Raw genomic sequence first — 21069 nt, 5'->3', positions numbered from 1 at the left:
ATGTCGCTAATATCACTTATCTACGAGCCGATCGTTTAACCGGCTTTAATTAATTGATTCAATTCTTGTTTTTCTTCCACTGAGATGGTGCCCAAACGGGACTTAGAGAGTAGTTGCTCGAAACGGCTTTGTACAAAAGTGTCCAGCAATTTGGCAAAGCTGTCCTGATACAGTGTTCGCAAGTTGTCATCATCAATCGGTAAGTCCATGGGTAATAACTTGGAAATAGCCGATTTTTGCGGGTGATCGCGAAAATATTCAATCAGATGAACAGTTTGTACCCCAGGTTTACTGCTGCAAAAGCCATGGATTTCCTTCAGTAGGTCCAGGCCCGCTAAATCCGACGCTGGCAGCAAGGCTGGCTCCACTTCTTTACACTGCGTTGCCAGTGACGGGCTTTCCAGCAGCAAGCGAATAAGCAATCGCACGGGCGTCCAACGGTGACGATTCGGATTGTTGTAGTCGGCGCGCTGCATCTTGCCGCGGCTATTGACTTGCTCCAAATCCTGCTTGCGGCGTTGCTGTTCAAACTCGCCGGTGTATTTGCTCAGTTCCTGCTCCAGCAGGTTGCGTTGATGCTCGCCTTCTATTTGACGGATCAGGGGTAAAGCCTGGGCTTTGAGTGCGGCTTTACCTTCAGTGCTGCCGATGTTGTGTTGGCTTAACAGGCTGTCAAAGAAAAAGCTGGAAAGGGGCTTGGCCTCGGCCAGTTTTTGCTCAAAGCCTTCTTTGCCCAGTTTACGCACCATGGTATCGGGATCTTCGCCATCGGGCAGAAACAGGAACTTCAGCTCTACACCGTCTTTAAGTTGCGGCAGGGCATTTTCCAGTGCCCGCCAGGCGGCTTCTCGTCCGGCGCGGTCACCGTCATAACAGCAAACAATCTGCGGGGCAGTGCGGAATAACGTCTGTAGCTGTTCAGCAGTAGTGGCGGTGCCCAAAGAGGCCACCGCATAGTCGATACCAAATTGCGCCAGGGCCACCACATCCATATAGCCCTCTACGATCATGAGGCGCTCAAGTCGTCGGCGTACCTGGCGCACCTGATACAGACCATAGAGTTCCTGGCCTTTATGGAATATGCGGGTTTCCGGCGAGTTCAGGTACTTCGGAGAGCCATCGCCCAGCACCCGTCCACCAAACCCGATCACCCGGCCACGGCGATCGCGGATAGGAAACATAATGCGATCGCGGAAAAAGTCGTAGGTGCGGCCCTTGTCGTTCTGCGTGGCGACCTTAAGGTCCAGTAACTGTTGCCGCGTCTGTGGTGTGCGGCCAAACTGTGCCAGCACGGCGTCCCAATCATCCGGTGCATAACCAATATTAAATTGTTGTACCACTTCCTTATTAAGACCACGGCTTTTCAGGTAGTCAACGGCTTTGGGCCCATGGGCATGATGTTTTAACTGATGCACAAAAAAGCGGGCCACCTGCTCCAGCAGTTGATAGTCATCCTGACGCTGCTGCTTCTTCCCCGGATCTTCTTTCGTGCCTTGCTCTTTGGGCACTTCCAGTCCCTGATGGCGGGCCAGTTCCTCGACAGCCTCGGGAAACTCCAGGCGGTCATACTCCATCAAAAAGGAGATGGCATTGCCATGGGCGCCACAGCCAAAACAGTGATAGAACTGCTTGTCCTGGCTGACGGTAAAAGACGGGGATTTTTCGCTATGGAAAGGGCAGCAGGCCTGGTAATTACGACCAGCCTTTTTCAATCTGACACGACTGTCCACCAACTCGACAATGTCGGTGCGTGCCAATAGGTCGTCGATAAAATCTCTTGGGATCATGCCTTACTTGGAAGCGCCTGCTAAAGACAGCAAATCATGCCACAGTTTGTTGATTCGACAAAAAAGGCGGAAGTCCCAAGGGGCTCTTCCGCCTCAATCAATATTGGACAGGGAACTATCCCAGGCGCGCCTTAATCAGGCCGCTGAGCTGTCCCATATCGGTACGGCCCTGCACATGAGGTTTTAGCCATGCCATGACCTTACCCATATCCTGCATGCCGCTGGCGCCGGTTTCATTGAGCGCCTGCCCAATTAGTTCTGACAACTGTTCGTTGCTCAGAGGCTGAGGCAGAAAATCCTGCAATACCTCTATCTCAGCTTTTTCGTTATCAGCCAGGTCCTGACGTCCGGCAGCCTCAAACTGGCTTTGCGCATCTTTGCGCTGCTTGACCATTTTGGTCAGCACGGCAAGGATATCTTCATCGGTCAGGGTGATCTGATTGTCGATCTCTTTTTGCTTGATATCGGCCAGGGCCATACGAATAGTGCCAAGACGCAATTTGTCTTTGGCGCGCATGGCATCTTTCTGGGCGTTGGTCAGTGTTTCTTTTAAGCTCATAATGATAAAAGGCGCTCGTAAGCGCCTCTCGTGAGATCTTAGTAAAGCTTGATACGGCGAGCGTTATCGCGAGCCAGCTTCTTCAGGTGGCGCTTCTTGGCAGCAGCTTTCTTACGCTTGCGTTCCCAAGTAGGCTTTTCGAAGAACTCACGACGACGAACCTCGGCCAATACGCCGGCTTTCTCACAAGAACGCTTGAAACGACGTAGGGCGACATCAAAGGGTTCGTTTTCTTTCACTTTAACAATTGGCATTAAAATCTCACCTCAAATATTGAACTAGCTTACCAGCTCGGATAGCGGCATGGTTAAAAATGGTGCGGAATTTTAATCATATCCGCGCACATTGTAAAGTCCGATACCGGCTTAATTTCCATCAGATAGTTAATTGGGCGGCGTCGGCATGGAGAATTTTTGCTTCTGCCGTTACACTTGCGCCTTTTGCAATGGGCGAGAGCGAAAGATGAGGGTATTGGGTATTGAGACCTCCTGCGATGAGACCGGTATAGCTATCTATGATGATGAGCAGGGCTTGTTGTCTCATGAGCTGTACAGTCAGGTCAAGTTGCACGCCGACTATGGTGGTGTGGTACCTGAATTGGCCTCTCGCGACCACGTACGCAAAATCGTTCCTCTTATTCAGCGGGCCATGCAGGATGCCAATACAACCTCCGCGCAAATAGACGGGATTGCGTTTACTCAAGGTCCCGGATTAGTGGGGGCCTTGTTGGTAGGCGCATCGGTAGGCAGAAGCCTGGCTTATGCCTGGAATGTACCGGCGGTAGGTGTCCACCATATGGAAGGCCATCTGCTCGCCCCCATGTTGGATGAGCCCGCGCCTGAGTTTCCGTTTGTTGCCCTGCTGGTTTCCGGCGGTCACACCATGTTGGTGAGCGTCGAAGGTATTGGCAAATATAAATTACTGGGCGAGTCTGTGGATGACGCGGCAGGCGAAGCCTTTGATAAGACAGCAAAACTGCTCGGGCTGGATTATCCCGGTGGACCGTTGCTTGCCAAACTGGCAGAGCAGGGCGAGCCAGGTCGCTTCACTTTTCCAAGACCCATGACCGATCGTCCCGGCCTGGATTTTAGTTTCAGTGGTCTTAAAACCTTCGCCGCCAATACCATCCGTGCAGAAGGACAAGCGTCACAAACCCAGGCTGATATTGCTTTGGCTTTTCAGACCGCGGTTGTGGAGACTTTGTCTATTAAGTGTCGCCGCGCGTTGGAGCAAACGGGCCTCAAACGCCTGGTGATCGCCGGTGGCGTGAGCGCCAATAAGGCTTTGCGCGCCGAACTTGAGCAGATGACTGCCAAGTTAAAAGGCAGGGTATATTATCCCAGGCTGGAATTTTGTACCGATAACGGCGCCATGATTGCCTATGCGGGATTGCAGCGTCTTAAAGCCGGACAGGTGGTTGATCTCAGCGCTAAAGCCAAGCCGCGCTGGACTTTGGAGAGTTTAGAGCCGGTGGAATAAAAACAGGGGGTGGGGACCCGGGACCGACACTTGAAATAGACTTTACTACTAGAACACTCTGCAAGCTCGAAGCTCACTCCAGCGTCTTCCCCTTATCCCAAATACGGCCTTCCTGGCCTTTTAACAGGCGCAGTATATTGCCGCGGTGCCTTGCGATAATCAGGATGGCCAGCATGGTTACGGGCAGACTGTACTGGGGTTTGATAAACCAGGTGAAGACCGGCGCCAAACTGACCGCAACGATGGCGCCAAGAGACGAATAACCACTGATAAAAACGATTCCAACCCAGGTCACAATCAACATACCAGAAAGATCCAGACCAATGGGCAGCATGGCGCCAAAGGCGGTGGCAACGCCTTTGCCGCCTTTAAAGCCAAAAAATAGTGGGAAGATATGGCCGATACAGGCCGCCATAGCAATAAAACCCAGCCAAATAGGGGCAATTCCCAGAAAATAGCTGCCCCAGACCGGGATAGTGCCTTTCAATATGTCGAAGACCAGGGTCAGCAGCGCTGGATAACGGCCACCGAGGCGAAAGACATTGGTGGCACCGGGATTGCCGGAGCCTTGGGTTCTGGGATCGGGCAGGCGAAACAGTTTGCACACCAATACTGCACTGGAAATGGAGCCGGCCAGATAAGCCAGCATAATCATTAATAAGGTGAGTGCTGTCATGCGCTTCGGTTGATCCCTAGAGTAAAAGCGTTACACTTGCCCGCCAATCTACCGTGCTCCCTGCACGATGGGCGTGGGGCAAGATTACCTGAAAATTCTGCCAACATCACATAATTACAACTGGCCTGACTTCTGATGGATAAAATACTGATTGAGGGGCTTGAGATAAAAAGCCTGATTGGCGTCTACGATTGGGAGCGCCAGGCACCCCGTCCCTTGCTGGTGGATGTCACGCTGTATTTGGATTTGTCTAAAGCCGGCAGTTCCGATGCAGTGGCTGACACCATCGATTATGCTGCGGTGGCCACCAGAATCGAAGAGGTGGCGGCCAGCAGCAGTTTTGAACTGCTTGAAGCGCTGACCAGCGCCCTAATCAGCATGTTGTTGAATGAATTTTCCATCGACCAAGTCTCGGTCAAACTCAGCAAGCCAGACATTTTGCCCAATGCCAAAGATGTGGCGGTAGAGATGACCCGCTCAAGGAAAGGGCGCTGATGGCGCAAATTTTTATTAGTCTTGGCAGCAATATTGAGCGCGAGCAGCATACAAGGGCTGGATTGGACGCGCTACACATCCATTTTGGACCGCTTACCCTCTCTCGGTTATACGAAAGTGAAGCGGTCGGTTTTAATGGCCGCCCCTTTTACAATATGGTCATCGCCGCCCATACCCACTGCTCTGTGGAAGAAGTCGTTGCGCTATTAAAAGGCATCGAGCAGGCCAATGGCCGACAGCCCTCTGCAAAAAAGTTTGCACCCCGCACCCTGGATCTGGATTTGCTGCTTTACGATGAGATATGCTGCGAACAGCCGGTAGCATTGCCTCGAGGCGAGATCCTGGAAAACGCCTTTGTGCTGTGGCCACTGGCGGAAATCGCCCCGCAGCTTAAGCATCCTGTTGTAAATCAAAGTTATCACTCTCTTTGGCAAGCCTATAACAAGGAAAGCCAGAAGCTTTGGCCTTTATCCTTTGAATGGAAACCCTCAGCACCATGACTTTATTGGAAATCATCGTCCTAGCCCTGATCCAGGGAATTACCGAGTTTTTGCCTATCTCCAGTTCCGGCCATTTGATTCTGCCGTCAGCCATACTGGGTTGGAATAATCAGGGGCTGGCCTTTGATGTGGCAGTGCATCTGGGCAGCCTGATGGCGGTGATGATTTATTTTCGCGAAGAAATTCTGCGCATGATCCAGGCTTGGTTGTCTTCTGTGTCCGGCGGTCAGAAAACTGATGACAGCCGGCTGGCCTGGTTTGTGGTTATCGCCACCATCCCGGCGGTGATCGCTGGCTTTTTGGGAAAGTCTTTTGTTGAACATTATGCCCGCTCGGCCTTGGTGATCGGTGTGACCACCATTCTTTTTGGCTTGCTGTTGTGGTATGCCGATGTCAAAGCCAAGCAACATAAAAATATCTTTCAATTGAATTGGAAAAGTGCGCTGTTTATCGGATTTGCGCAGGTACTGGCGCTTATTCCCGGCACATCCCGCTCCGGTATTACCATGACCGCCGGATTGATGGCGGGGTTGGACAGGGAAAGTGCCGCGCGTTTTTCCTTTTTGCTGTCCATTCCCACCATTATGGGAGCTGGGTTGTTACTCAGCCTGGATTTAGCGGAAAGCACCGAGCCGGTGGACTGGCAGGCGATGATCTACGGCTTGCTGTTTTCCTTTGTCAGTGCCTATTTGTGTATCAAGCTGTTTTTGGGCTGGATCAGTCGTATTGGCATGCTGCCCTTTGTGATCTACCGCCTGGTGCTGGGTACAGTGTTATTGGGCTTTGTGTTGTTGTGATCTGATGTGAGCCTGTTGCAGATGGATATAATGCTGCAGGCTCAATTTTTCTGACAGAGAAAAGCGTCCCTCACCTTCTTGTAATGCCTGGATGCGATCAAGACGAAATAACCGGTAGTCCTGACGCAGCAAGCACCAGGCGACCAAAGTCCAGGCACTGCCCCAATACAATAATCCCAGTGGCCATAATGTACGTCTGCTGTGTTCACCATCCTCGCGACAATACTCAATCACAATGACTTGCTGTTTTTTAATGGCGTCGCGTAAGGGTTCACTAAATTGACTGGCTACCTGGCGATGATGATCAGGTACTTGCATGGTGCCACTATTTTTTTCATGGCGAAGAAAGAGTGCGTGCGGCAGGGCGGATTGGATCTTCTCAAGGGCCTGGTGGGCCGCCTGGGCCAGGCTGTCATCACTCCAGCCGCGGACCATGCGCACACCCAGTAGCAACGCTTCCAGCTCCTCTTCACTAAACATCAGTGGCGGCAAATGATAACCGGGAAGCAGCCGGTAACCGACACCTGCCTCGGCCTGAATGGGTACATTGGAGAGGGATAATGCCTGCATGTCGCGGTAAATGGTGCGAACGGAGACACCTAAGCGCTCGGCCAGATACTCACCGGTCAGCGCACCGCGATGACTGTGCAGCAAGGTCAGTAACTGAAACAAGCGCTCGGCTTTTCGCATTATCCCAGGCTTCTCCTCGTCAGCATTGGGCCGACATGACTTCCGTATCTGCCTGCATATGGCGCATCTTTAAGGTGCTCTCATCGAGCAACCTGAGCATATGCTGGGCGGTTTCGTTCTGCATAAAGGCATCAGCCGCTGCTTTGGCTGAATTCATGTCCTGCCAATACACAATATCGTGCCAGGTATCTTCCGCGTCTTTGGATAAGGAACGGTAAATAAAACCCGGTTGTGAGCGGCAAAACGCATTAATTCCTTCGTGGGTTTCGCGCAATTGCGCAATGCTGGCATCGGTTTTGAGTTTATAGCTGACCATTTCGATGGTGGTGTTGTTCATTTTGTTTCTCCAGATTAGTGTTAGATTTATTGCCCGGGCAAAACAAAGACTAATCCGGCCCTACTGACAGCATTATGTCAGTAGACTTTGCCACAGATTCGCGCGTTGTCACAAAAACAAAAGGAGAGAAAAATGGCCGACACCCTGTTTACGAAGATCATCAATCGGGAAATTCCTGCCGATATTATCCATGAAGATGAATTAAGCCTGGCCTTTAAGGATATCAATCCGCAGGCGCCCCATCATTTTCTGGTGATCCCGAAAAAAAGCATTGCTACCGTGAATGATATTCAGGAAGAAGATAAGGCGTTGGTAGGGCACTTGTTTATGGTCGCCGCCAAACTTGCTACTGAGTTGGGCTTTGCCGAAGAAGGTTACCGTACAGTGATGAATTGTAATCAAAATGGCGGGCAGACGGTGTATCACCTGCATTTGCATGTACTGGGTGGTAAGCCTCTGGGGTGGCCGCCCTATCAGGAAAAGCTGAAGACGATATAACCATGCAGTGATAAAAGAAAGGTGTGAGGAGTAAAGCAACTCCCCACACCTTATATTTAAAGTCCCAGCACCTGCTTGCCTTGCTCGAAGGTAATGTCCACCGGGATGGCGGCGTCGGCAAGTTTAGCCAGATCGGCAGCCAACTCGTCCTTGATCACGCCCATCTCATCGACCAGCTTGGCGACACCAGCGTAGTCGCCGTCGCCTTGCAGGGTCAGGATCTTGTTAGACAGGGCATCCACAGCGGCTTGCATCTTGTCCATATTGACCTTGTAGAAGCCGTTTTCGTCCTTATCGAAGGCACCAAATTCCTTAAAGAAGTTAAAGCGGATCATATTGGCTTTACCGTGGGCGCTGGAAGCACCAAAACGCACGGAGCGGAAAATACCGGCCATAAAGGTGATGTAATAGTCTTCCAATGTGCCCTCGGTGATTTCACCTTTGGCTAACAGCTGGCTGACCATGTACAGACCAAGAATATCGGCCTTGCCTTCTTCCAGGGCAGAAGCATGCTCTTTAAGCGCCTGGCGCACCGTGGTACTGCCATCCAGGGTGTTCTTAATGCCCAGACCATGGGCTACTTCGTGGAACATGGTATTGGCAAAGAAGGCGTCGAAAGTAATGTGTTCACGCTGTTCTGGCGCCAGCAGCTGCTCGGCTATAGGCACCAGAATATGGTCGAACTTGGCGCGCATGGCGTTTTTCAGCTGCAGACGGCGGGTACCTTTTTCCAATTGCACCTGTTCGTCATTGGGCAGGTTGATGGCAATGGTTTTGCTGCCTGCATTAGAGTGGCCAGCATAATAAATCACATCGTAGGCGTTTAGGTCGGCATCAGACCCGGGCATTTCTTGCTTGTAGGCTGCATCCACCGGCAGGCCTTTTTGCAGCTCGGGTAGGAAGGCAGCAAAGCGAGCCAGTCTGTCACTCCAGGCCATATCTTTTAACAGTACATAGGCTTCGAACGCTGCGCGATAGCCATAAAGCTGGTCTTCATAAGTTTCGATAGGACCCAACACCAGCTCGATGGGATTGGTCTTCATGTCCATCCAGGCCATATCGGAAGGCTGGTAGTTGTCGCTCAGCAGCGCATCGGCGCGTAGATTCAGGTAATTGGCAAAGCTGGCATCGTCAGCAAGCTTGGCAGCTTGTCGCAGCAGTTCCGCGGCTTGGGTCAATTCAGACTTAAAAAATTCGGAATAAGCTACGGTTTTGAGTTTGCCATCTTCACCGCGCACGACCATGGAATACAGGCCTTGCTTGTCTGCCAACTCGGCCGCTTCAAATTCTTCCTTGGTCATGTCATGGGGATAGAACCGTGCGCCCAGGCTTTTCTCCTCTACGCCACTTAAGAAGGGCTTGTCACCATCGAGGCGATCCCAGGGACCATAATTGATATCGGCAAAGCGACGTACCTTGTCGTTTTCCAATGAGGCCAGAAAGGCGTCTTTATCGCCATCAAAAGCCTGCTTCCAGAAAAGATCATCCATAATTTTTGAAGCATCAATCAGCAGTGCCAACATTGCCTTTTGGTTGTCGCTGTAGGCTGACAGATCCGCAGTCAAACTGACGGGCTGATAGATATCCAGTCTGGCTTCCATGCCTTCCAGCAATTGGTGTTGTTTTGTCATGGTTTGTTCTTTTGCTGCTGGTTGTGCAGTATTTTGTTCCTGAGCGGGCTTAGAGCAGCCGCTTAACAGACCCACTGCCAAGGTGATGGACAGGGCTATTTTGCTTAATTTCATGCGATGTTCCCTTGAGTATTATTATCTTTTGAAGACGCTGCCACAGAGAAGAGGCTGCGTTGGTGGCCACATCATACCCCAACAAAAATCACAGGCATACCATGGACAAATGATGTACTAACAAGAGGATGGGCTTTGTTTTTTGTTTTGATTAGATGATACTAAGTTCACTCTTTGAGCCCGCCATCCAATCGCAAAGAGAAAGTTGCTATCCTTGCTAAAGCGCACAAATTCAAAAGGTTGCCTATGTCCACTGAAAACGCCTTGCTGACCATCTTGGTAGAGAGAATCAATAATGACACCCTGGTGCTGCCTACATTGCCTGCTATTGCTCTGAAGGTCAGGCGTGCATCGGATGATCCTGATACCAACCTGAATCATATGGCGGATGTGATCAGTATGGATCCGGCGTTGTCGGCACGGATGATAAAGATTGCCAATAGTGCTTACATGGGGCGTACGGTAAAAGTCGACAGTTTGGTACAAGCGGTCACACGCATCGGTCTTCGCCAGGTAAAAAACGTTGCCACTGCCCTGGCCATGGAACAATTGTTCGTTTCTAAAAATGAGATTGTCAGAACGCACCTGAATCAGGTTTGGGACCAGACGGTAGAAGTGGTGGCCACATCCATGGCCTTGCTACAAAGTTATCATCAAAAAACCAAAAATCGGCGGCTGAATCTGGACAGCATGACTCTGGCTGCGCTGGTACACAATATTGGTGTCTTGCCGATCTTCACCGAAGCAGAACGTCACGATGATGTATTTGCTAACCCGACTTTCCTGCAGGTGGCGGTGCAAAAGTTAAGTGGACGCATTGGCAGTATCATTTTGCGTGAGTGGGAGTTTAATGATGAGATGGTGAAGGTCGCAGAAAGCTGGCGCAACCTGCAGTACCTGACGCCTGAGCTTTCGTACGTGGACTTTATCAGAGCGGCTGTCGCAGCTTGTGACGGCGCTGGCAGCCTCAAAGATGCGATTATGAACTTAAGTGTTCAGCGGGGCGTGTTTGAAGATATTAACCTGCTTAAATCCGAAGAGTTTGCCGAACTCAAAGACAGCGCCAAACAGATTTTTGCCTAAACAGCAAAAGGCGGCCAAACAGCCGCCTTTTTTCTGCTTATTCCTGGGTCAGAGCTAAGGCTTCATCCAACGCTTTGATAAGACGCACGGTTTCAGCGGCCATCAGGCAAAAATCGGCATCCAGTCTGGCTAATTGCTGGTCTTTGGGAATATCCTGGTTTTGCTCACGCAGCACATCACTGAACTTTACCCGCTTAACCGCCAGATCTTCCTGCAACAAGGCGCTTAGGGTTTCGTCCCACTCAATGGCCAGCTTTTGCACAAGCTTGCCGTTTTGCAGGTGCAATTGCACTTCATCAGCATCCAGGGGCTGGTTCTTGCAGCGGATAGTGGCGCCATCTTCATTGGGAGATTTCAGTTCCGCTTCTTCGAGCAGTTCAAATCCCTGAGGGCATTTCTCTGGTGATTGCAACCATTGGGTCAGATCGGCGGACACACTGCGTCTGGCAATAGGGACCACGGGCAGGGAGCCGATGGCTTTTCTGAGGGTGGCCAGCAAGGTTTCAGCTTTGCTGTCGTTTGATGAATCCACCACCACCAAATTTTCACGGGGAGCCATAAAAGCAAAGGTGTAGCTGTCTCTGGTAAAGGCCTTAGGCAGCAGATGATGGATCACTTCCTGCTTAATGTCCGCTTTTGCCTTTTTACCTACCGGCGCACCGGTTTCCAATTCAATTTTCTGCGCTCTGGCCTCCACCTCGCCGTTGACCACCACACTTGGCAGTATACGTTCCTGCTTTTTCAGGCACAGCAGAAACTTGCCATCGGCACTGTGTACCAAACTTTCACCTTGGCCCAAGGGCGCTGACCACCCCATAGTAGCCAGATCCTGGCTACCACAAGGACGAAAACTGGCTTCGCTGAGTTTGTCTTGCAATTCTTCTGCGGTAAGTTCGAGAGGTTGGGTGATATGGTAAATTTTGAGATTCTTGAACCACATGATCAAGGTCCTGTTATGGGGCCGCCGAAAGAGAGGGCGGGGAGTTAAGCAAAGGGGACGAAGGGTAACAGGGAAAGGCTCAGGGAGCCAGAGGCTGTGGCAGGCTCCCTACGGACTATCTTAGTGCTGACAATTACTCTTTGAAGGCGGGGAACTGAATTTGATAACGCAGACCTTTACCCTCTTCGGAGCTGGCCTGAATTTGTCCGTCCAGTGCCTGGGTGACCAGGTTGTACATGATATGTGTGCCCAGGCCGCTGCCGCCCTTACCGCGCTTGGTGGTATAGAAGGCTTCGAACAAACGATCTAATTGATTCTCGGAAATGCCCTTACCATTGTCTTGGTAGTTGATATTGACCTGATCATCCTGTTTGGTGACATGGATTTTGATAGTCCCGGATTTCTTGTTTTCAAAGCCGTGGATCAGGCTATTCATCATCATATTGGTGAAGATCTGGGCGATCACCCCCGGGGCGCGGCGCACAGTTAAATGCTCAGGACAATCCAGTTCGATTTTATGGGCGGTCTTTTTGAAGTAGGGCGCCAGAGACTGAATGATTTCTTCGATATACTCCTTTAAATCAAACTCGCGTTCCGCTTCGCTGGTCTGGTCCACCGCAACTTGCTTAAAACTGGCAATTAATTCCGAGGCACGATTAAGATTGGTCATCAGCAAAGTGGCGGTTTGCTGGGCCTCGGTAAGGAAGGTGGCCATGGCTTTGGTGGTCAGGGTTTTTTCATCAAAATCCTGCTGTAGCACCTTGATGCGTTCCTGCAAAAAACTGGCAGCAGTGACGCCAACGCCAAGAGGCGTGTTCACATCATGGGCAATGCCCGCAACGAGTCCACCCAGGGAGGCCATGCGTTCGGACTCCATCAGCTGGTCCTTGGCCATTTCCAGGGTTTCCATGGACTCGGCCAGTTCGGCATTACGTTTACGCAGTTCTTCTTCAATTTTACGGCGGCTGGCGTTTTCTTGTTTAAGTTCGCGCTGGTTTGTCAGCAATTCATCTTTTTGCTGCTCGAGGTCCAACATGATTTGGCTCAAAGAAGCGGTTTTTCTGGCCACTTCCTGCTCAAGGGATACATTCTGTTCGTCCAGCTTCTGATTGGCTTCCTTGAGCTCTCCCTGTGTCTGATTCAGCTGGGTCTGGAAATGGATAAGATCGTCTATCAGGTGGTTGTAGGCATCCTGCAGGACCTGTAATTCATTTTCGTCCTGCAACCGGATATTCAATTTGGACTGCTCTGGCCGGTTGATATCAAATTTACTGATTTGGGTCGTCAACTCTGCCAAAGGATCGGTCAGCATGCGCCTAAAGGCATTTAAGAACAGGAAGATCAAAAAGGCGGTTTTAATAAAGGCATTACCGATCAAAAAGAAAATGCCCACTTCAATACGACCAAATATCACCTCGAAACTTGAATAGAGGGTGACATCACCTACTTGCGAGGTGCGGCCGGAGAATTCGAAGATGAGAGGGAAGCTGTAACCGAAAGTACCGCCACCATGATCGCGCATGATACCGGCTGTCACTTTTTCCATGGGCTCTTTATTGGTGCGCCCGTAATCAGCTATCTCATTGCCGTTTTCGTCGCGGATTTGCACCCCTTCGACAATAGGCAGTTCCATCAAGCCTTCGGCGATGGACTTGGCCTGAGGCGTGTTCAACTCCCAAATAGCGCGGGTTAAACTGGTGCTGAAAGTGTTTTTAAGGGTTTGCAGTTCGCTCTCAATGTGATTTTTGGCATTGAGATACTCGGTCAGGATCTGACCAACGGTAACAATCAGGGTCAATGTGAAATAGACAGACAGCACGCGGGTCAAAAGCTTTTTGGACAGCCCTGTTTTGACTTTTGACATCTATACAAACCCTTTGACAGATTTATTTTTATACTGCGTTCAAGAATATGCGTAATCTTGCCTTTAAACAAGAGCCATAAACCCTTGTTGTCACAATAGGAAAAAGCAAAAATTTTTATTTTCTACAGGCAGTTAACTATCTGCTACGCTTTGCGCCAATCCCATCTTAATAAAAGTGTCACAGATCCAACCAATAATTGCGGGCGTTGTCATGAAGAAGGTTAAACCCATGTCGAAGAAAGTGTTGCTGGTAGAGGATGAAGCGCCCATTCGTGAGATGGTCAAATTTGTCTTGGAACAATCTGGGTTCGAAACCCAGGAAGCCGAAGATTATGATGTCGCGTTAGAAATGGTGAAGGAGCCTTATCCTGATCTGATTCTGATGGATTGGATGTTGCCCGGTGGTAGTGGTGTGCAATTGGCTAAAAAGCTGAAACAACATGAGCATACCCGCGACATTCCCATTATTATGCTGACCGCCAGAGGCGAGGAAGATGATAAAGTACGGGGACTGGATGCCGGTGCCGACGATTACGTCACCAAACCTTTTTCGCCCAAAGAGCTGGTGGCACGCATGAAGGCGGTTATCCGCCGCGTTACGCCGACCTCCGGTGATGAACCTATCGAGTTTAACGGCCTGGTGCTAGACCCCGTTTCACACAGGGTATCCGCCAATGATGAGCCGTTGGAGATGGGGCCCACTGAATTTAAGTTGCTGCACTTCTTTATGACCCACACAGAGCGGGTCTATAGTCGCGAACAGCTATTGGACAATGTTTGGGGAACCAATGTGTATGTTGAGGATCGCACTGTGGATGTGCATATTCGCCGTCTGCGTAAAGCCATATCGCGCCGGGGACATGACGCCTTGATCCAGACAGTACGTGGCGCTGGCTATCGTTTTTCCACCAAAGTCTGATGCAGGGCTGACACATCCCAGATGTATTATCCCTTTTCCTGGTTAAAGACACTATCACGTTTGGCACTGTATTTTCTGGCAGTGTCTTTATTCGGCTTGTATGTGGACAAGTTGCCCGAAGCATTAGCCTTGGGCGCATTCCTGCTATTGGTAATGCAGTACTGGAGTTTTTACCGGCTGAACCGCTGGCTATGGCACAGCAAGAAGATGACGCCGCCCAAAACTCGCGGGATTTGGGAGCATATCTACGAAGGGATCTACTACTTACAGCGCCGTAATCGGAATAAGCGAAAAGAGTTAGGGGCATTGGTCAAACGCTTTCGCGAAGGGGCTGAAGCCTTGCCTGATGCGGCTGTAGTAGTGGATGCCAATGCCTGCATTGTGTGGTGTAACCGATTGGCCAGAATTGAGCTTGGCTTGTGCTGGCCCGATGATGCCGGGCGCCGGATAGATAACCTTATCCGTCATCCACAGTTCATCCAGTTTTTCCATGACGGTGAGTACAGCTACCCAATTGAGGTCATTTCTCCCACTAATATCGACAAGGTATTGGAATATCGCATCATGCCTTATGGCGATAAACATTTATTACTGGTGGCGCGGGATGTGACCCGCGTCAGTCAGTTGGAAGAAATGCGCAAAGATTTTGTAGCCAACGTCTCACACGAACTGCGTACCCCGTTGACAGTATTAAACGGCTACCTGGAAATGTTTGGCAATGAGGGAGATCATTACCCGCCGGCCTTTATGCAGAAAGCCTTCACCGAAATGACCGCACAGACAAGGCGGATGCAAAGCCTTATTGAGCAGTTACTGATCCTCTCCCGTATCGAAGCCAGTGCCGAAAGGGTTTACGAAAAGATAGTGGATGTGCCAATGGTACTCTCCGCAATCAAAAGTGAAGCCGCTACGCTCAATCAAGCCAAGCAGCATGAAATTGAATTTGATGTGGACAAAGACCTCAAGGTATTCGGTATCGAAACCGAACTACGCAGTGCTTTTTCCAACCTGATTTTCAACGCCATTCACTACACTCCGAAAAAAGGCAAGATCCGGGTCACCTGGAAACTGGTCAATAAAATGGCCGAGTTTGCGGTTGAAGATAATGGCGATGGCATTGCCGAAAAGCATTTGTCACGCCTGACCGAACGCTTCTACAGGGTGGACAAAGCGCGCTCCAGAAAAACCGGTGGCTCCGGGTTGGGATTGGCTATCGTCAAGCATGTGCTGACCCATCATAATTCCAAACTGGAAATAGAGAGTGAGGTGGGCAAGGGCAGCCGTTTTTCCTTCCATTTCTCATCAGAACTCACAGTAGTGAATAGTCATGCTGGCAAATCTGAATAGCAAATTGGCGTTCGCGTTAGGCATGTTGTGCTTTTGGGCGGGCTTACCGGCCCACGCCAACCCCGCAGATGAATATCAAAAGCGTGCTGGGGTTGCCGGCAATATTACCTCGGTAGGCTCAGATACTTTGGGTAATCTGATGACCTTTTGGGCGGAAGAATTCAAGGCCCTTTATCCTCACGTAACCTTTCAGATCCAGGCATCGGGGTCGTCTACGGCGCCTTCAGCCCTGACTGAAGGTACCGCAAATTTGGGGCCCATGAGCCGCGAGCTTAAAGAGAGTGAGATCGCTTATTTCAGTAAGGTTCATGGTTATCGGCCTACTGTGCTTAAGGTGGCCATCGATGCCATCGCCTTATTTGTGGATTTACACAATCCCATTGAAGGCATGAATCTAGAACAAATTGATGCGATATTTTCAGTCACCCGCTATTGTGGCGGCAAACAGCCGATCGTCTTCTGGCATCAATTAGGCCTTAGTGGAACGTGGCAGGACAAACGTATCCGCTTATTTGGCCGAAACTCCGTTTCCGGTACTTACGGGCTGTTTAAGTTGGATGCCCTGTGTGAAGGGGATTTTCTGGCGACCGTCAATGAGCAACCCGGCTCAGCCTCTGTGGTGCAATCTGTGGCCTATTCTGACGGTGCGTTGGGTTATGCTGGCTTCGGCTATAAAACGGCAGGTGTAAGGGCGTTACCTATCGCTAAAGCCGGTGAGCATTACGTCGCCCCCACCATGGAAAACATCGCCTCAGGAGACTACCCCTTATCGCGGTTCCTGTATCTGGTGGTCAACAAAGCCCCAGGACAGTCTTTGCCCCTGGTAGAACAAGAATTTCTGCGTTTTATCTTGTCTTCTGCCGGCCAGGACTTGGTCAGGCGCGACGGATTTATTCCTATCCCCGACAGGCTGCTACGTCAGCAAGTGCGCATTATCGAAGAGATTCAGCCCTGAGCATTAGTCAGTTTGCTTGGATCAAGCAGTGCCTTTAATTTTTCTTCATCGAGATCCGTCATCTGTTTCGCTACTTCAATAACGGGTTTACCCTGCTCATAAGCGGCTTTGGCGATCTTGGCCGCTTGCTCGTAACCGACTTTTTCGTTTAAAGCCGTGACCAGTATCGGATTGCGGGATAGCGCAACCTCAAGTTGTTGGTGATTGACTTCAAAATTGGCAATGCATTCAGCCAATGCCGGCAAGCCATTGGCAAGCAGATTCAGGCTTTCCAACAGGCATTCTGCCATCACCGGCAGCATAACATTAAGCTGAAAATTGCCGGATTGTCCGGCCAGGCTAATGGTTTGATGGTTGCCCATTACTTTGGCACCGATCATGGCAAGAGCCTCAGGGATCACCGGATTGACCTTGCCGGGCATAATGGATGAGCCGGGTTGCAAAGGTTGCAGGCGGACTTCAGACAGACCGGCCAATGGTCCCGAGTTCATCCAGCGCAGGTCGTTGGCGATTTTCATAACCGTCACCGCCAGGGTATTAAGTTGCCCAGACAAATTCACGGACACGTCCTGACTGGCTATGCGAGAAAATTTGTTCAGACATGGCACCACGGGCAAACCTGTAACTTGGGCCAGATGCTCACAAACCTGGTGGTCAAATTCAGGTGGACAGTTAACTCCCGTGCCCACGGCCGTGCCACCGATAGGCAATTCACACAGCTCTTCGATACTGTGCTCAAGGCGTACCCGGTTTTCATTCAACTGCCATATCCAGCACTCTATCTCTTGCTGCAAGGTAATGGGCATGGCATCCATCAGGTGGGTGCGTCCGGTTTTAATCACCTCTTTCAGGCTTTTAGCCTTGCTGCGAAGGATCTTTTCCATGGCATATAAGGCCGGCAGTAATTTTTTATTCAGCAGCTTTGCCGCTGAAAGCTGCAGTGCCGAGGGGATCACATCGTTGCTACTCTGACTGCAATTTACATCGTCATTGGCATGTACTTTAACCGCAGCTTGACGGTTGGCGACCGTGGCAATCACCTCATTGACGTTCATATTACTGCTGGTACCGGAGCCTGTCTGATAGATATCCACGCAAAACTGATCGTCATGCTTTCCAGTGAGCAAAAGATCTACGGCACTCAAAATCGCCTCTGTTTTGGCATTATCCAGCTTTCCCAATCGCAGGTTAGCCCTAGCAGCGGCGCTTTTGATTTCTAATATGGCATGGTGAAAACTGATGGGCAGAGGACGTCCTGCAAACTGGAAATTATCCAAAGCACGTTGGGTCTGTGCCTGATACAGGGCTTGAGTTGGGACCTTAATTTCGCCCATGCTGTCTTTTTCGATACGATATTGAGTCATTTCAAATGCTCCTTAATCGGCTGAGTCAGATTCTTTCTGGTCTATGCTAAAGACTTAACCCTATGGTTACCGATTACTTGCTTGCTGTTGTCAAACCATGATGCAGGGTAATGGATAAATCAAGATCACCTGACCAGGAGGCTAAGATGTCAAAGAAATACCAAGCAAAATTTGAACATCAGGGAAAATCATTCACCTACTTCCCCTTTTCGAACCTGCCCCACAGCGAGAGCGTTGAGAGCTTGCCCTACTGTTTGAAGATCTTGCTTGAGAACTTGTTGCGCCATGCCGATCAGGATTTTGTCAGTGAAGAAGACATTCAGGCGCTGGTGAACTGGCAACCCAAGGCACAACCAGATCGTGAAATAGCCTTTGTCCCCTCCAGAGTCTTGTTGCAGGATTTCACCGGCGTGCCGGCCATTGTTGATTTGGCCGCCATGCGCGATGCTATGGAAGCCATGGGTAAGGCCCCTGAAGCGATAAACCCCCTTTCTCCGGTGGAACTGGTGATTGATCACTCGGTAATGGTAGACATCTATGGCTGCCGTGAGGCGCTTGCCAAGAACACCGAAATCGAAATGCAACGCAATCAGGAGCGTTACCAATTTCTGCGCTGGGGCTCCCAAGCCTTTGACAACTTCAAGGTGGTTCCCCCTGGAACCGGCATAGTGCACCAGGTGAATCTTGAATACCTGGCCCGGCTGGTTTTTGCAAAGGATGAGATTTTATATCCCGATACCTTGGTTGGCACCGACTCCCACACCACTATGATTAACGGCCTCGGCGTGCTGGGATGGGGTGTGGGTGGCATTGAAGCAGAAGCAGCGATGCTGGGACAACCTATCAGTATGCTGATTCCTCAGGTAGTGGGAGTTCGCATGCAAGGACAAATGCCTGAGGGGGTGACTGCGACCGATTTGGTGCTAACGGTGACTGAAAAGCTGAGAAAGCTGGGGGTTGTGGGCAAGTTTGTGGAGTTCTTCGGGCCGGGGTTAGCACAGTTGAGCCTGGCTGATCGGGCGACTATCGCCAATATGGCTCCGGAATATGGCGCGACCTGCGGCATTTTCCCGGTGGATGAGGAAACCCTTTCCTATCTTCGCCTGACTGGCCGGCGGGAAGAACATATTGAGCTTGTCAGACGTTACATGCAGGAGATGGGGCTTTGGCATGATGAGCAAGGTGCCACCGCCCGTTACTCAGATAGCATCACCATCGAGTTGGACAAGTTGGAACCCTCATTGGCCGGGCCAAAGCGCCCCCAGGACAGAATAGCCCTCAGTGACGGTAAAGCCGCCTATGCCAAGATGTTGGCCGGATATCAGGAAGATTTGGATAAAACCATCGCCCGCTTCGAAGATGAGGGTGGTGATACGGCAGTGGGACATGATGTCAGTGCAACACCGACAAAAATGTCAGTGGAATACCAGGGGCAGCAGTTTGACCTCAAACATGGCGATGTGGTGATTGCCGCCATTACCAGTTGTACCAATACCTCCAACCCAGCAGTATTGATGGCGGCAGGCCTGTTGGCCCGTAATGCCAATGCCCTTGGATTGAAGAGCAAGCCTTGGGTCAAGACCAGTCTGGCACCTGGCTCGCAAGTGGTTACTGATTACCTTGAACGAGCGGGGTTGATGGAGCAGCTGGAAGCACTGGGTTTCTATTTGGTGGGCTATGGCTGTACCACCTGCATCGGCAACGCCGGCCCTTTGCCGGAGCCGGTTGCTGATGCCATACAAAAAGGTAAGTTGCTGGTGGCGTCGGTGCTGTCGGGTAATCGCAACTTTGAAGGCCGTATTCATCCCGAAGTGCGAGCAAACTATCTTGCCTCTCCGCCATTGGTGGTTGCATATGCCTTGGCGGGCACCATGGATATCGATCTTTACAAGGAGCCGCTGGGCAAAGACAAAAAGGGTAACGACATCTTTTTGCTCGATATCTGGCCAAGCGCTGAAGAGATCCAACAGGCCATTCATGCCAATGTCAGCGCCGATAAATTTCAGCAGAAATATGCCGAGGTATTTAAGGGCGACAGCCAATGGCGCAATTTGTCTGTGCAGTCATCCACCCGATATCCATGGCCGGATTCCAGTTATGTCAGAAAGCCCCCGTTTTTTGAGGGCATGAAGCGAGAGCCACAGGCGCCTGAGGCGTTGTCACAAGCAAGATGCCTGGTAAAAGTGGGTGACAGTATCACCACAGACCATATTTCTCCGGCTGGCAGTATCAAAGCTGACAGCCCGGCAGGACGCTATTTACAGGAGCAAGGGATTGTTCCTAAGGATTTCAATTCTTATGGTTCAAGACGAGGCAATCACGAAGTCATGATGCGTGGCACCTTCGCCAATGTACGGCTTAAAAACCTGCTGGTACCGCACAGTGAGGGCAGCTGGACCAAGCACTTTCCAAGCGATGAAGAAATGTCTATTTTCGATGCCGCCATGAAGTATCAGCAGGACAACACACCTTTGCTGGTACTGGCTGGTGAAGAATATGGCACCGGTTCATCCAGAGATTGGGCGGCCAAAGGACCTGCTTTATTGGGTGTCAGGTGCGTTATTGCCCAAAGCTATGAGCGTATTCACCGCTCTAATCTTGTGGGTATGGGAATTCTGCCGTTACAGTATATGGAAGGTGAAAGTGCTGACAGCCTGGGACTGAAGGGCGATGAATCCTTTGATATTGAGTCTGTGGGCCCCGACAGCCGCAGGCTGAAAGTCAAAGCCAATACCAGCGATGGCAAACTGATTAGCTTCGAGACCCGGGTCAGAATAGACACCGCCAACGAGTATCAATATTACCGCCACGGCGGCATTCTGCATTACGTGCTGCGACGACTGGCTGGGCAGTAAGGACTCAGCTATTGATGCTCGTTGATGTAACTGGCAATAAATTTGCGGATTTCTTTGGCGGCCTTGGTGTCACGCGCTTCGCACAGCTCGATAAACTGATCACGCATATCCTTATCAATGCGTATCAGCAACTGGCTGTCCTTTTTGCTTTTCTTGTCTTTCTTACTCTTGTCGGGCAT

General features: G+C 50.7%; 21 protein-coding genes. 10 read left to right on the top strand and 11 right to left on the bottom strand.

Going from position 1 to position 21069, the window contains the following annotated elements:
- Positions 1–35: 35 nt before the first annotated feature.
- From dnaG to rpsU, 3 genes are all read right to left on the bottom strand, one after another.
- Positions 36–1787: a DNA primase gene (dnaG, locus tag P2G88_RS17585; RefSeq protein ID WP_275798390.1), complete on the bottom strand. Its 1752-nt coding sequence runs from the start codon at positions 1785–1787 to the stop codon at positions 36–38.
- Positions 1788–1902: 115 nt separating this feature from the next.
- Positions 1903–2346 carry a GatB/YqeY domain-containing protein gene (locus P2G88_RS17580; protein ID WP_275798389.1) on the bottom strand — a complete coding sequence of 148 codons (444 nt, stop codon included), beginning with the start codon at positions 2344–2346 and terminating at the stop codon, positions 1903–1905.
- A 38-nt stretch (positions 2347–2384) separates the two neighbouring features.
- Positions 2385–2600: a 30S ribosomal protein S21 gene (rpsU, locus tag P2G88_RS17575; RefSeq protein WP_275798387.1), complete on the bottom strand. Its 216-nt coding sequence runs from the start codon at positions 2598–2600 to the stop codon at positions 2385–2387.
- Positions 2601–2808: 208 nt separating this feature from the next.
- Between rpsU and tsaD the strand changes: the two genes are divergently transcribed.
- A complete protein-coding gene (gene tsaD / locus P2G88_RS17570; protein WP_275798385.1) occupies positions 2809–3825 on the top strand; it encodes a tRNA (adenosine(37)-N6)-threonylcarbamoyltransferase complex transferase subunit TsaD in 1017 nt (338 codons plus the stop codon).
- Positions 3826–3898: 73 nt separating this feature from the next.
- Here the strand turns inward: tsaD and plsY are convergent, their stop codons facing one another.
- Positions 3899–4501 carry a glycerol-3-phosphate 1-O-acyltransferase PlsY gene (plsY, locus tag P2G88_RS17565; RefSeq protein WP_275798383.1) on the bottom strand — a complete coding sequence of 201 codons (603 nt, stop codon included), beginning with the start codon at positions 4499–4501 and terminating at the stop codon, positions 3899–3901.
- Positions 4502–4636: 135 nt separating this feature from the next.
- Between plsY and folB the strand changes: the two genes are divergently transcribed.
- The 3 genes from folB to P2G88_RS17550 are packed head-to-tail and all read left to right on the top strand — an operon-like array spanning position 4637 to position 6293.
- Positions 4637–4996 (top strand): dihydroneopterin aldolase, encoded by a 360-nt coding sequence (folB, locus tag P2G88_RS17560; RefSeq protein ID WP_275798381.1) that lies wholly within the window; start codon positions 4637–4639, stop codon positions 4994–4996.
- Positions 4996–5496 carry a 2-amino-4-hydroxy-6-hydroxymethyldihydropteridine diphosphokinase gene (folK, locus tag P2G88_RS17555; protein ID WP_275798379.1) on the top strand — a complete coding sequence of 167 codons (501 nt, stop codon included), beginning with the start codon at positions 4996–4998 and terminating at the stop codon, positions 5494–5496. The genes folB and folK overlap by 1 nt, the downstream gene beginning before the upstream one ends.
- On the top strand, positions 5493–6293 hold the full coding sequence (locus P2G88_RS17550; RefSeq protein ID WP_275798377.1) for an undecaprenyl-diphosphate phosphatase: 801 nt from the start codon (positions 5493–5495) through the stop codon (positions 6291–6293). The genes folK and P2G88_RS17550 overlap by 4 nt, the downstream gene beginning before the upstream one ends.
- On the opposite strand, the gene P2G88_RS17545 is transcribed toward P2G88_RS17550, so the two are convergent.
- Both P2G88_RS17545 and P2G88_RS17540 read right to left on the bottom strand, forming a co-directional pair.
- A complete protein-coding gene (locus tag P2G88_RS17545; protein ID WP_275798375.1) occupies positions 6270–6983 on the bottom strand; it encodes a YafY family protein in 714 nt (237 codons plus the stop codon). The genes P2G88_RS17550 and P2G88_RS17545 overlap by 24 nt on opposite strands.
- A gap of 19 nt (positions 6984–7002) precedes the next feature.
- A complete protein-coding gene (locus tag P2G88_RS17540) occupies positions 7003–7320 on the bottom strand; it encodes a hypothetical protein (RefSeq protein WP_275798373.1) in 318 nt (105 codons plus the stop codon).
- Between the two features lie 132 nt (positions 7321–7452).
- On the opposite strand from P2G88_RS17540, the gene P2G88_RS17535 reads away from it, so the two are divergent.
- Entirely contained in the window at positions 7453–7818 is a 366-nt protein-coding gene (locus P2G88_RS17535) for a histidine triad nucleotide-binding protein (protein ID WP_275798371.1), read from the top strand.
- Positions 7819–7874: 56 nt separating this feature from the next.
- Here P2G88_RS17535 and P2G88_RS17530 read toward each other — a convergent pair whose 3' ends face one another.
- Positions 7875–9563 (bottom strand): Zn-dependent hydrolase, encoded by a 1689-nt coding sequence (locus P2G88_RS17530; RefSeq protein WP_275798370.1) that lies wholly within the window; start codon positions 9561–9563, stop codon positions 7875–7877.
- 246 nt (positions 9564–9809) lie between these two features.
- On the opposite strand from P2G88_RS17530, the gene P2G88_RS17525 reads away from it, so the two are divergent.
- Complete coding sequence (locus P2G88_RS17525) at positions 9810–10646, top strand: HDOD domain-containing protein (protein WP_275798367.1); 837 nt, start codon at positions 9810–9812, stop codon at positions 10644–10646.
- Positions 10647–10683: 37 nt separating this feature from the next.
- Here the strand turns inward: P2G88_RS17525 and rdgC are convergent, their stop codons facing one another.
- Both rdgC and P2G88_RS17515 read right to left on the bottom strand, forming a co-directional pair.
- Positions 10684–11586: a recombination-associated protein RdgC gene (gene rdgC / locus P2G88_RS17520; protein WP_275798365.1), complete on the bottom strand. Its 903-nt coding sequence runs from the start codon at positions 11584–11586 to the stop codon at positions 10684–10686.
- 133 nt (positions 11587–11719) lie between these two features.
- Positions 11720–13450 (bottom strand): ATP-binding protein, encoded by a 1731-nt coding sequence (locus tag P2G88_RS17515; protein WP_275798363.1) that lies wholly within the window; start codon positions 13448–13450, stop codon positions 11720–11722.
- Between the two features lie 229 nt (positions 13451–13679).
- Here P2G88_RS17515 and phoB point away from each other — a divergent pair, with 229 nt between their 5' ends.
- From phoB to P2G88_RS17500, 3 genes are read left to right on the top strand one after another with little or no spacing between them, the layout of a single operon-like run.
- Positions 13680–14369 (top strand): phosphate regulon transcriptional regulator PhoB, encoded by a 690-nt coding sequence (gene phoB / locus P2G88_RS17510; RefSeq protein ID WP_275798445.1) that lies wholly within the window; start codon positions 13680–13682, stop codon positions 14367–14369.
- A 21-nt stretch (positions 14370–14390) separates the two neighbouring features.
- On the top strand, positions 14391–15716 hold the full coding sequence (phoR, locus tag P2G88_RS17505; RefSeq protein WP_275798362.1) for a phosphate regulon sensor histidine kinase PhoR: 1326 nt from the start codon (positions 14391–14393) through the stop codon (positions 15714–15716).
- 22 nt (positions 15717–15738) lie between these two features.
- Positions 15739–16671 carry a phosphate ABC transporter substrate-binding protein gene (locus tag P2G88_RS17500; protein ID WP_275798443.1) on the top strand — a complete coding sequence of 311 codons (933 nt, stop codon included), beginning with the start codon at positions 15739–15741 and terminating at the stop codon, positions 16669–16671.
- Here the strand turns inward: P2G88_RS17500 and P2G88_RS17495 are convergent.
- Entirely contained in the window at positions 16662–18035 is a 1374-nt protein-coding gene (locus tag P2G88_RS17495; RefSeq protein WP_275798361.1) for a class II fumarate hydratase, read from the bottom strand. The genes P2G88_RS17500 and P2G88_RS17495 overlap by 10 nt on opposite strands.
- 146 nt (positions 18036–18181) lie before the next feature.
- Here P2G88_RS17495 and acnA point away from each other — a divergent pair, with 146 nt between their 5' ends.
- Positions 18182–20890, top strand: a complete 2709-nt coding sequence (gene acnA / locus P2G88_RS17490; RefSeq protein ID WP_275798359.1) for an aconitate hydratase AcnA — start codon at positions 18182–18184, stop codon at positions 20888–20890.
- Between the two features lie 8 nt (positions 20891–20898).
- Here acnA and P2G88_RS17485 read toward each other — a convergent pair whose 3' ends face one another.
- Complete coding sequence (locus P2G88_RS17485; RefSeq protein WP_275798357.1) at positions 20899–21069, bottom strand: hypothetical protein; 171 nt, start codon at positions 21067–21069, stop codon at positions 20899–20901.

It is taken from the genome of Aliiglaciecola sp. CAU 1673 (assembly GCF_029223185.1).
Lineage (GTDB): Bacteria > Pseudomonadota > Gammaproteobacteria > Enterobacterales > Alteromonadaceae > Bowmanella.
Note: the sequence above shows the minus strand (reverse complement) of the source record. Positions and strands in the feature narration are given on the sequence as shown.

Coding starts and splice junctions, on each gene's coding strand:
- dnaG (WP_275798390.1), bottom strand. CDS start 1,787: ATGATCCCAAGAGATTTTATCGACGACCTATTGGCACGCACCGACATT.
- P2G88_RS17580 (WP_275798389.1), bottom strand. CDS start 2,346: ATGAGCTTAAAAGAAACACTGACCAACGCCCAGAAAGATGCCATGCGC.
- rpsU (WP_275798387.1), bottom strand. CDS start 2,600: ATGCCAATTGTTAAAGTGAAAGAAAACGAACCCTTTGATGTCGCCCTA.
- tsaD (WP_275798385.1), top strand. CDS start 2,809: ATGAGGGTATTGGGTATTGAGACCTCCTGCGATGAGACCGGTATAGCT.
- plsY (WP_275798383.1), bottom strand. CDS start 4,501: ATGACAGCACTCACCTTATTAATGATTATGCTGGCTTATCTGGCCGGC.
- folB (WP_275798381.1), top strand. CDS start 4,637: ATGGATAAAATACTGATTGAGGGGCTTGAGATAAAAAGCCTGATTGGC.
- folK (WP_275798379.1), top strand. CDS start 4,996: ATGGCGCAAATTTTTATTAGTCTTGGCAGCAATATTGAGCGCGAGCAG.
- P2G88_RS17550 (WP_275798377.1), top strand. CDS start 5,493: ATGACTTTATTGGAAATCATCGTCCTAGCCCTGATCCAGGGAATTACC.
- P2G88_RS17545 (WP_275798375.1), bottom strand. CDS start 6,983: ATGCGAAAAGCCGAGCGCTTGTTTCAGTTACTGACCTTGCTGCACAGT.
- P2G88_RS17540 (WP_275798373.1), bottom strand. CDS start 7,320: ATGAACAACACCACCATCGAAATGGTCAGCTATAAACTCAAAACCGAT.
- P2G88_RS17535 (WP_275798371.1), top strand. CDS start 7,453: ATGGCCGACACCCTGTTTACGAAGATCATCAATCGGGAAATTCCTGCC.
- P2G88_RS17530 (WP_275798370.1), bottom strand. CDS start 9,563: ATGAAATTAAGCAAAATAGCCCTGTCCATCACCTTGGCAGTGGGTCTG.
- P2G88_RS17525 (WP_275798367.1), top strand. CDS start 9,810: ATGTCCACTGAAAACGCCTTGCTGACCATCTTGGTAGAGAGAATCAAT.
- rdgC (WP_275798365.1), bottom strand. CDS start 11,586: ATGTGGTTCAAGAATCTCAAAATTTACCATATCACCCAACCTCTCGAA.
- P2G88_RS17515 (WP_275798363.1), bottom strand. CDS start 13,450: ATGTCAAAAGTCAAAACAGGGCTGTCCAAAAAGCTTTTGACCCGCGTG.
- phoB (WP_275798445.1), top strand. CDS start 13,680: ATGTCGAAGAAAGTGTTGCTGGTAGAGGATGAAGCGCCCATTCGTGAG.
- phoR (WP_275798362.1), top strand. CDS start 14,391: ATGTATTATCCCTTTTCCTGGTTAAAGACACTATCACGTTTGGCACTG.
- P2G88_RS17500 (WP_275798443.1), top strand. CDS start 15,739: ATGTTGTGCTTTTGGGCGGGCTTACCGGCCCACGCCAACCCCGCAGAT.
- P2G88_RS17495 (WP_275798361.1), bottom strand. CDS start 18,035: ATGACTCAATATCGTATCGAAAAAGACAGCATGGGCGAAATTAAGGTC.
- acnA (WP_275798359.1), top strand. CDS start 18,182: ATGTCAAAGAAATACCAAGCAAAATTTGAACATCAGGGAAAATCATTC.
- P2G88_RS17485 (WP_275798357.1), bottom strand. CDS start 21,069: ATGCCCGACAAGAGTAAGAAAGACAAGAAAAGCAAAAAGGACAGCCAG.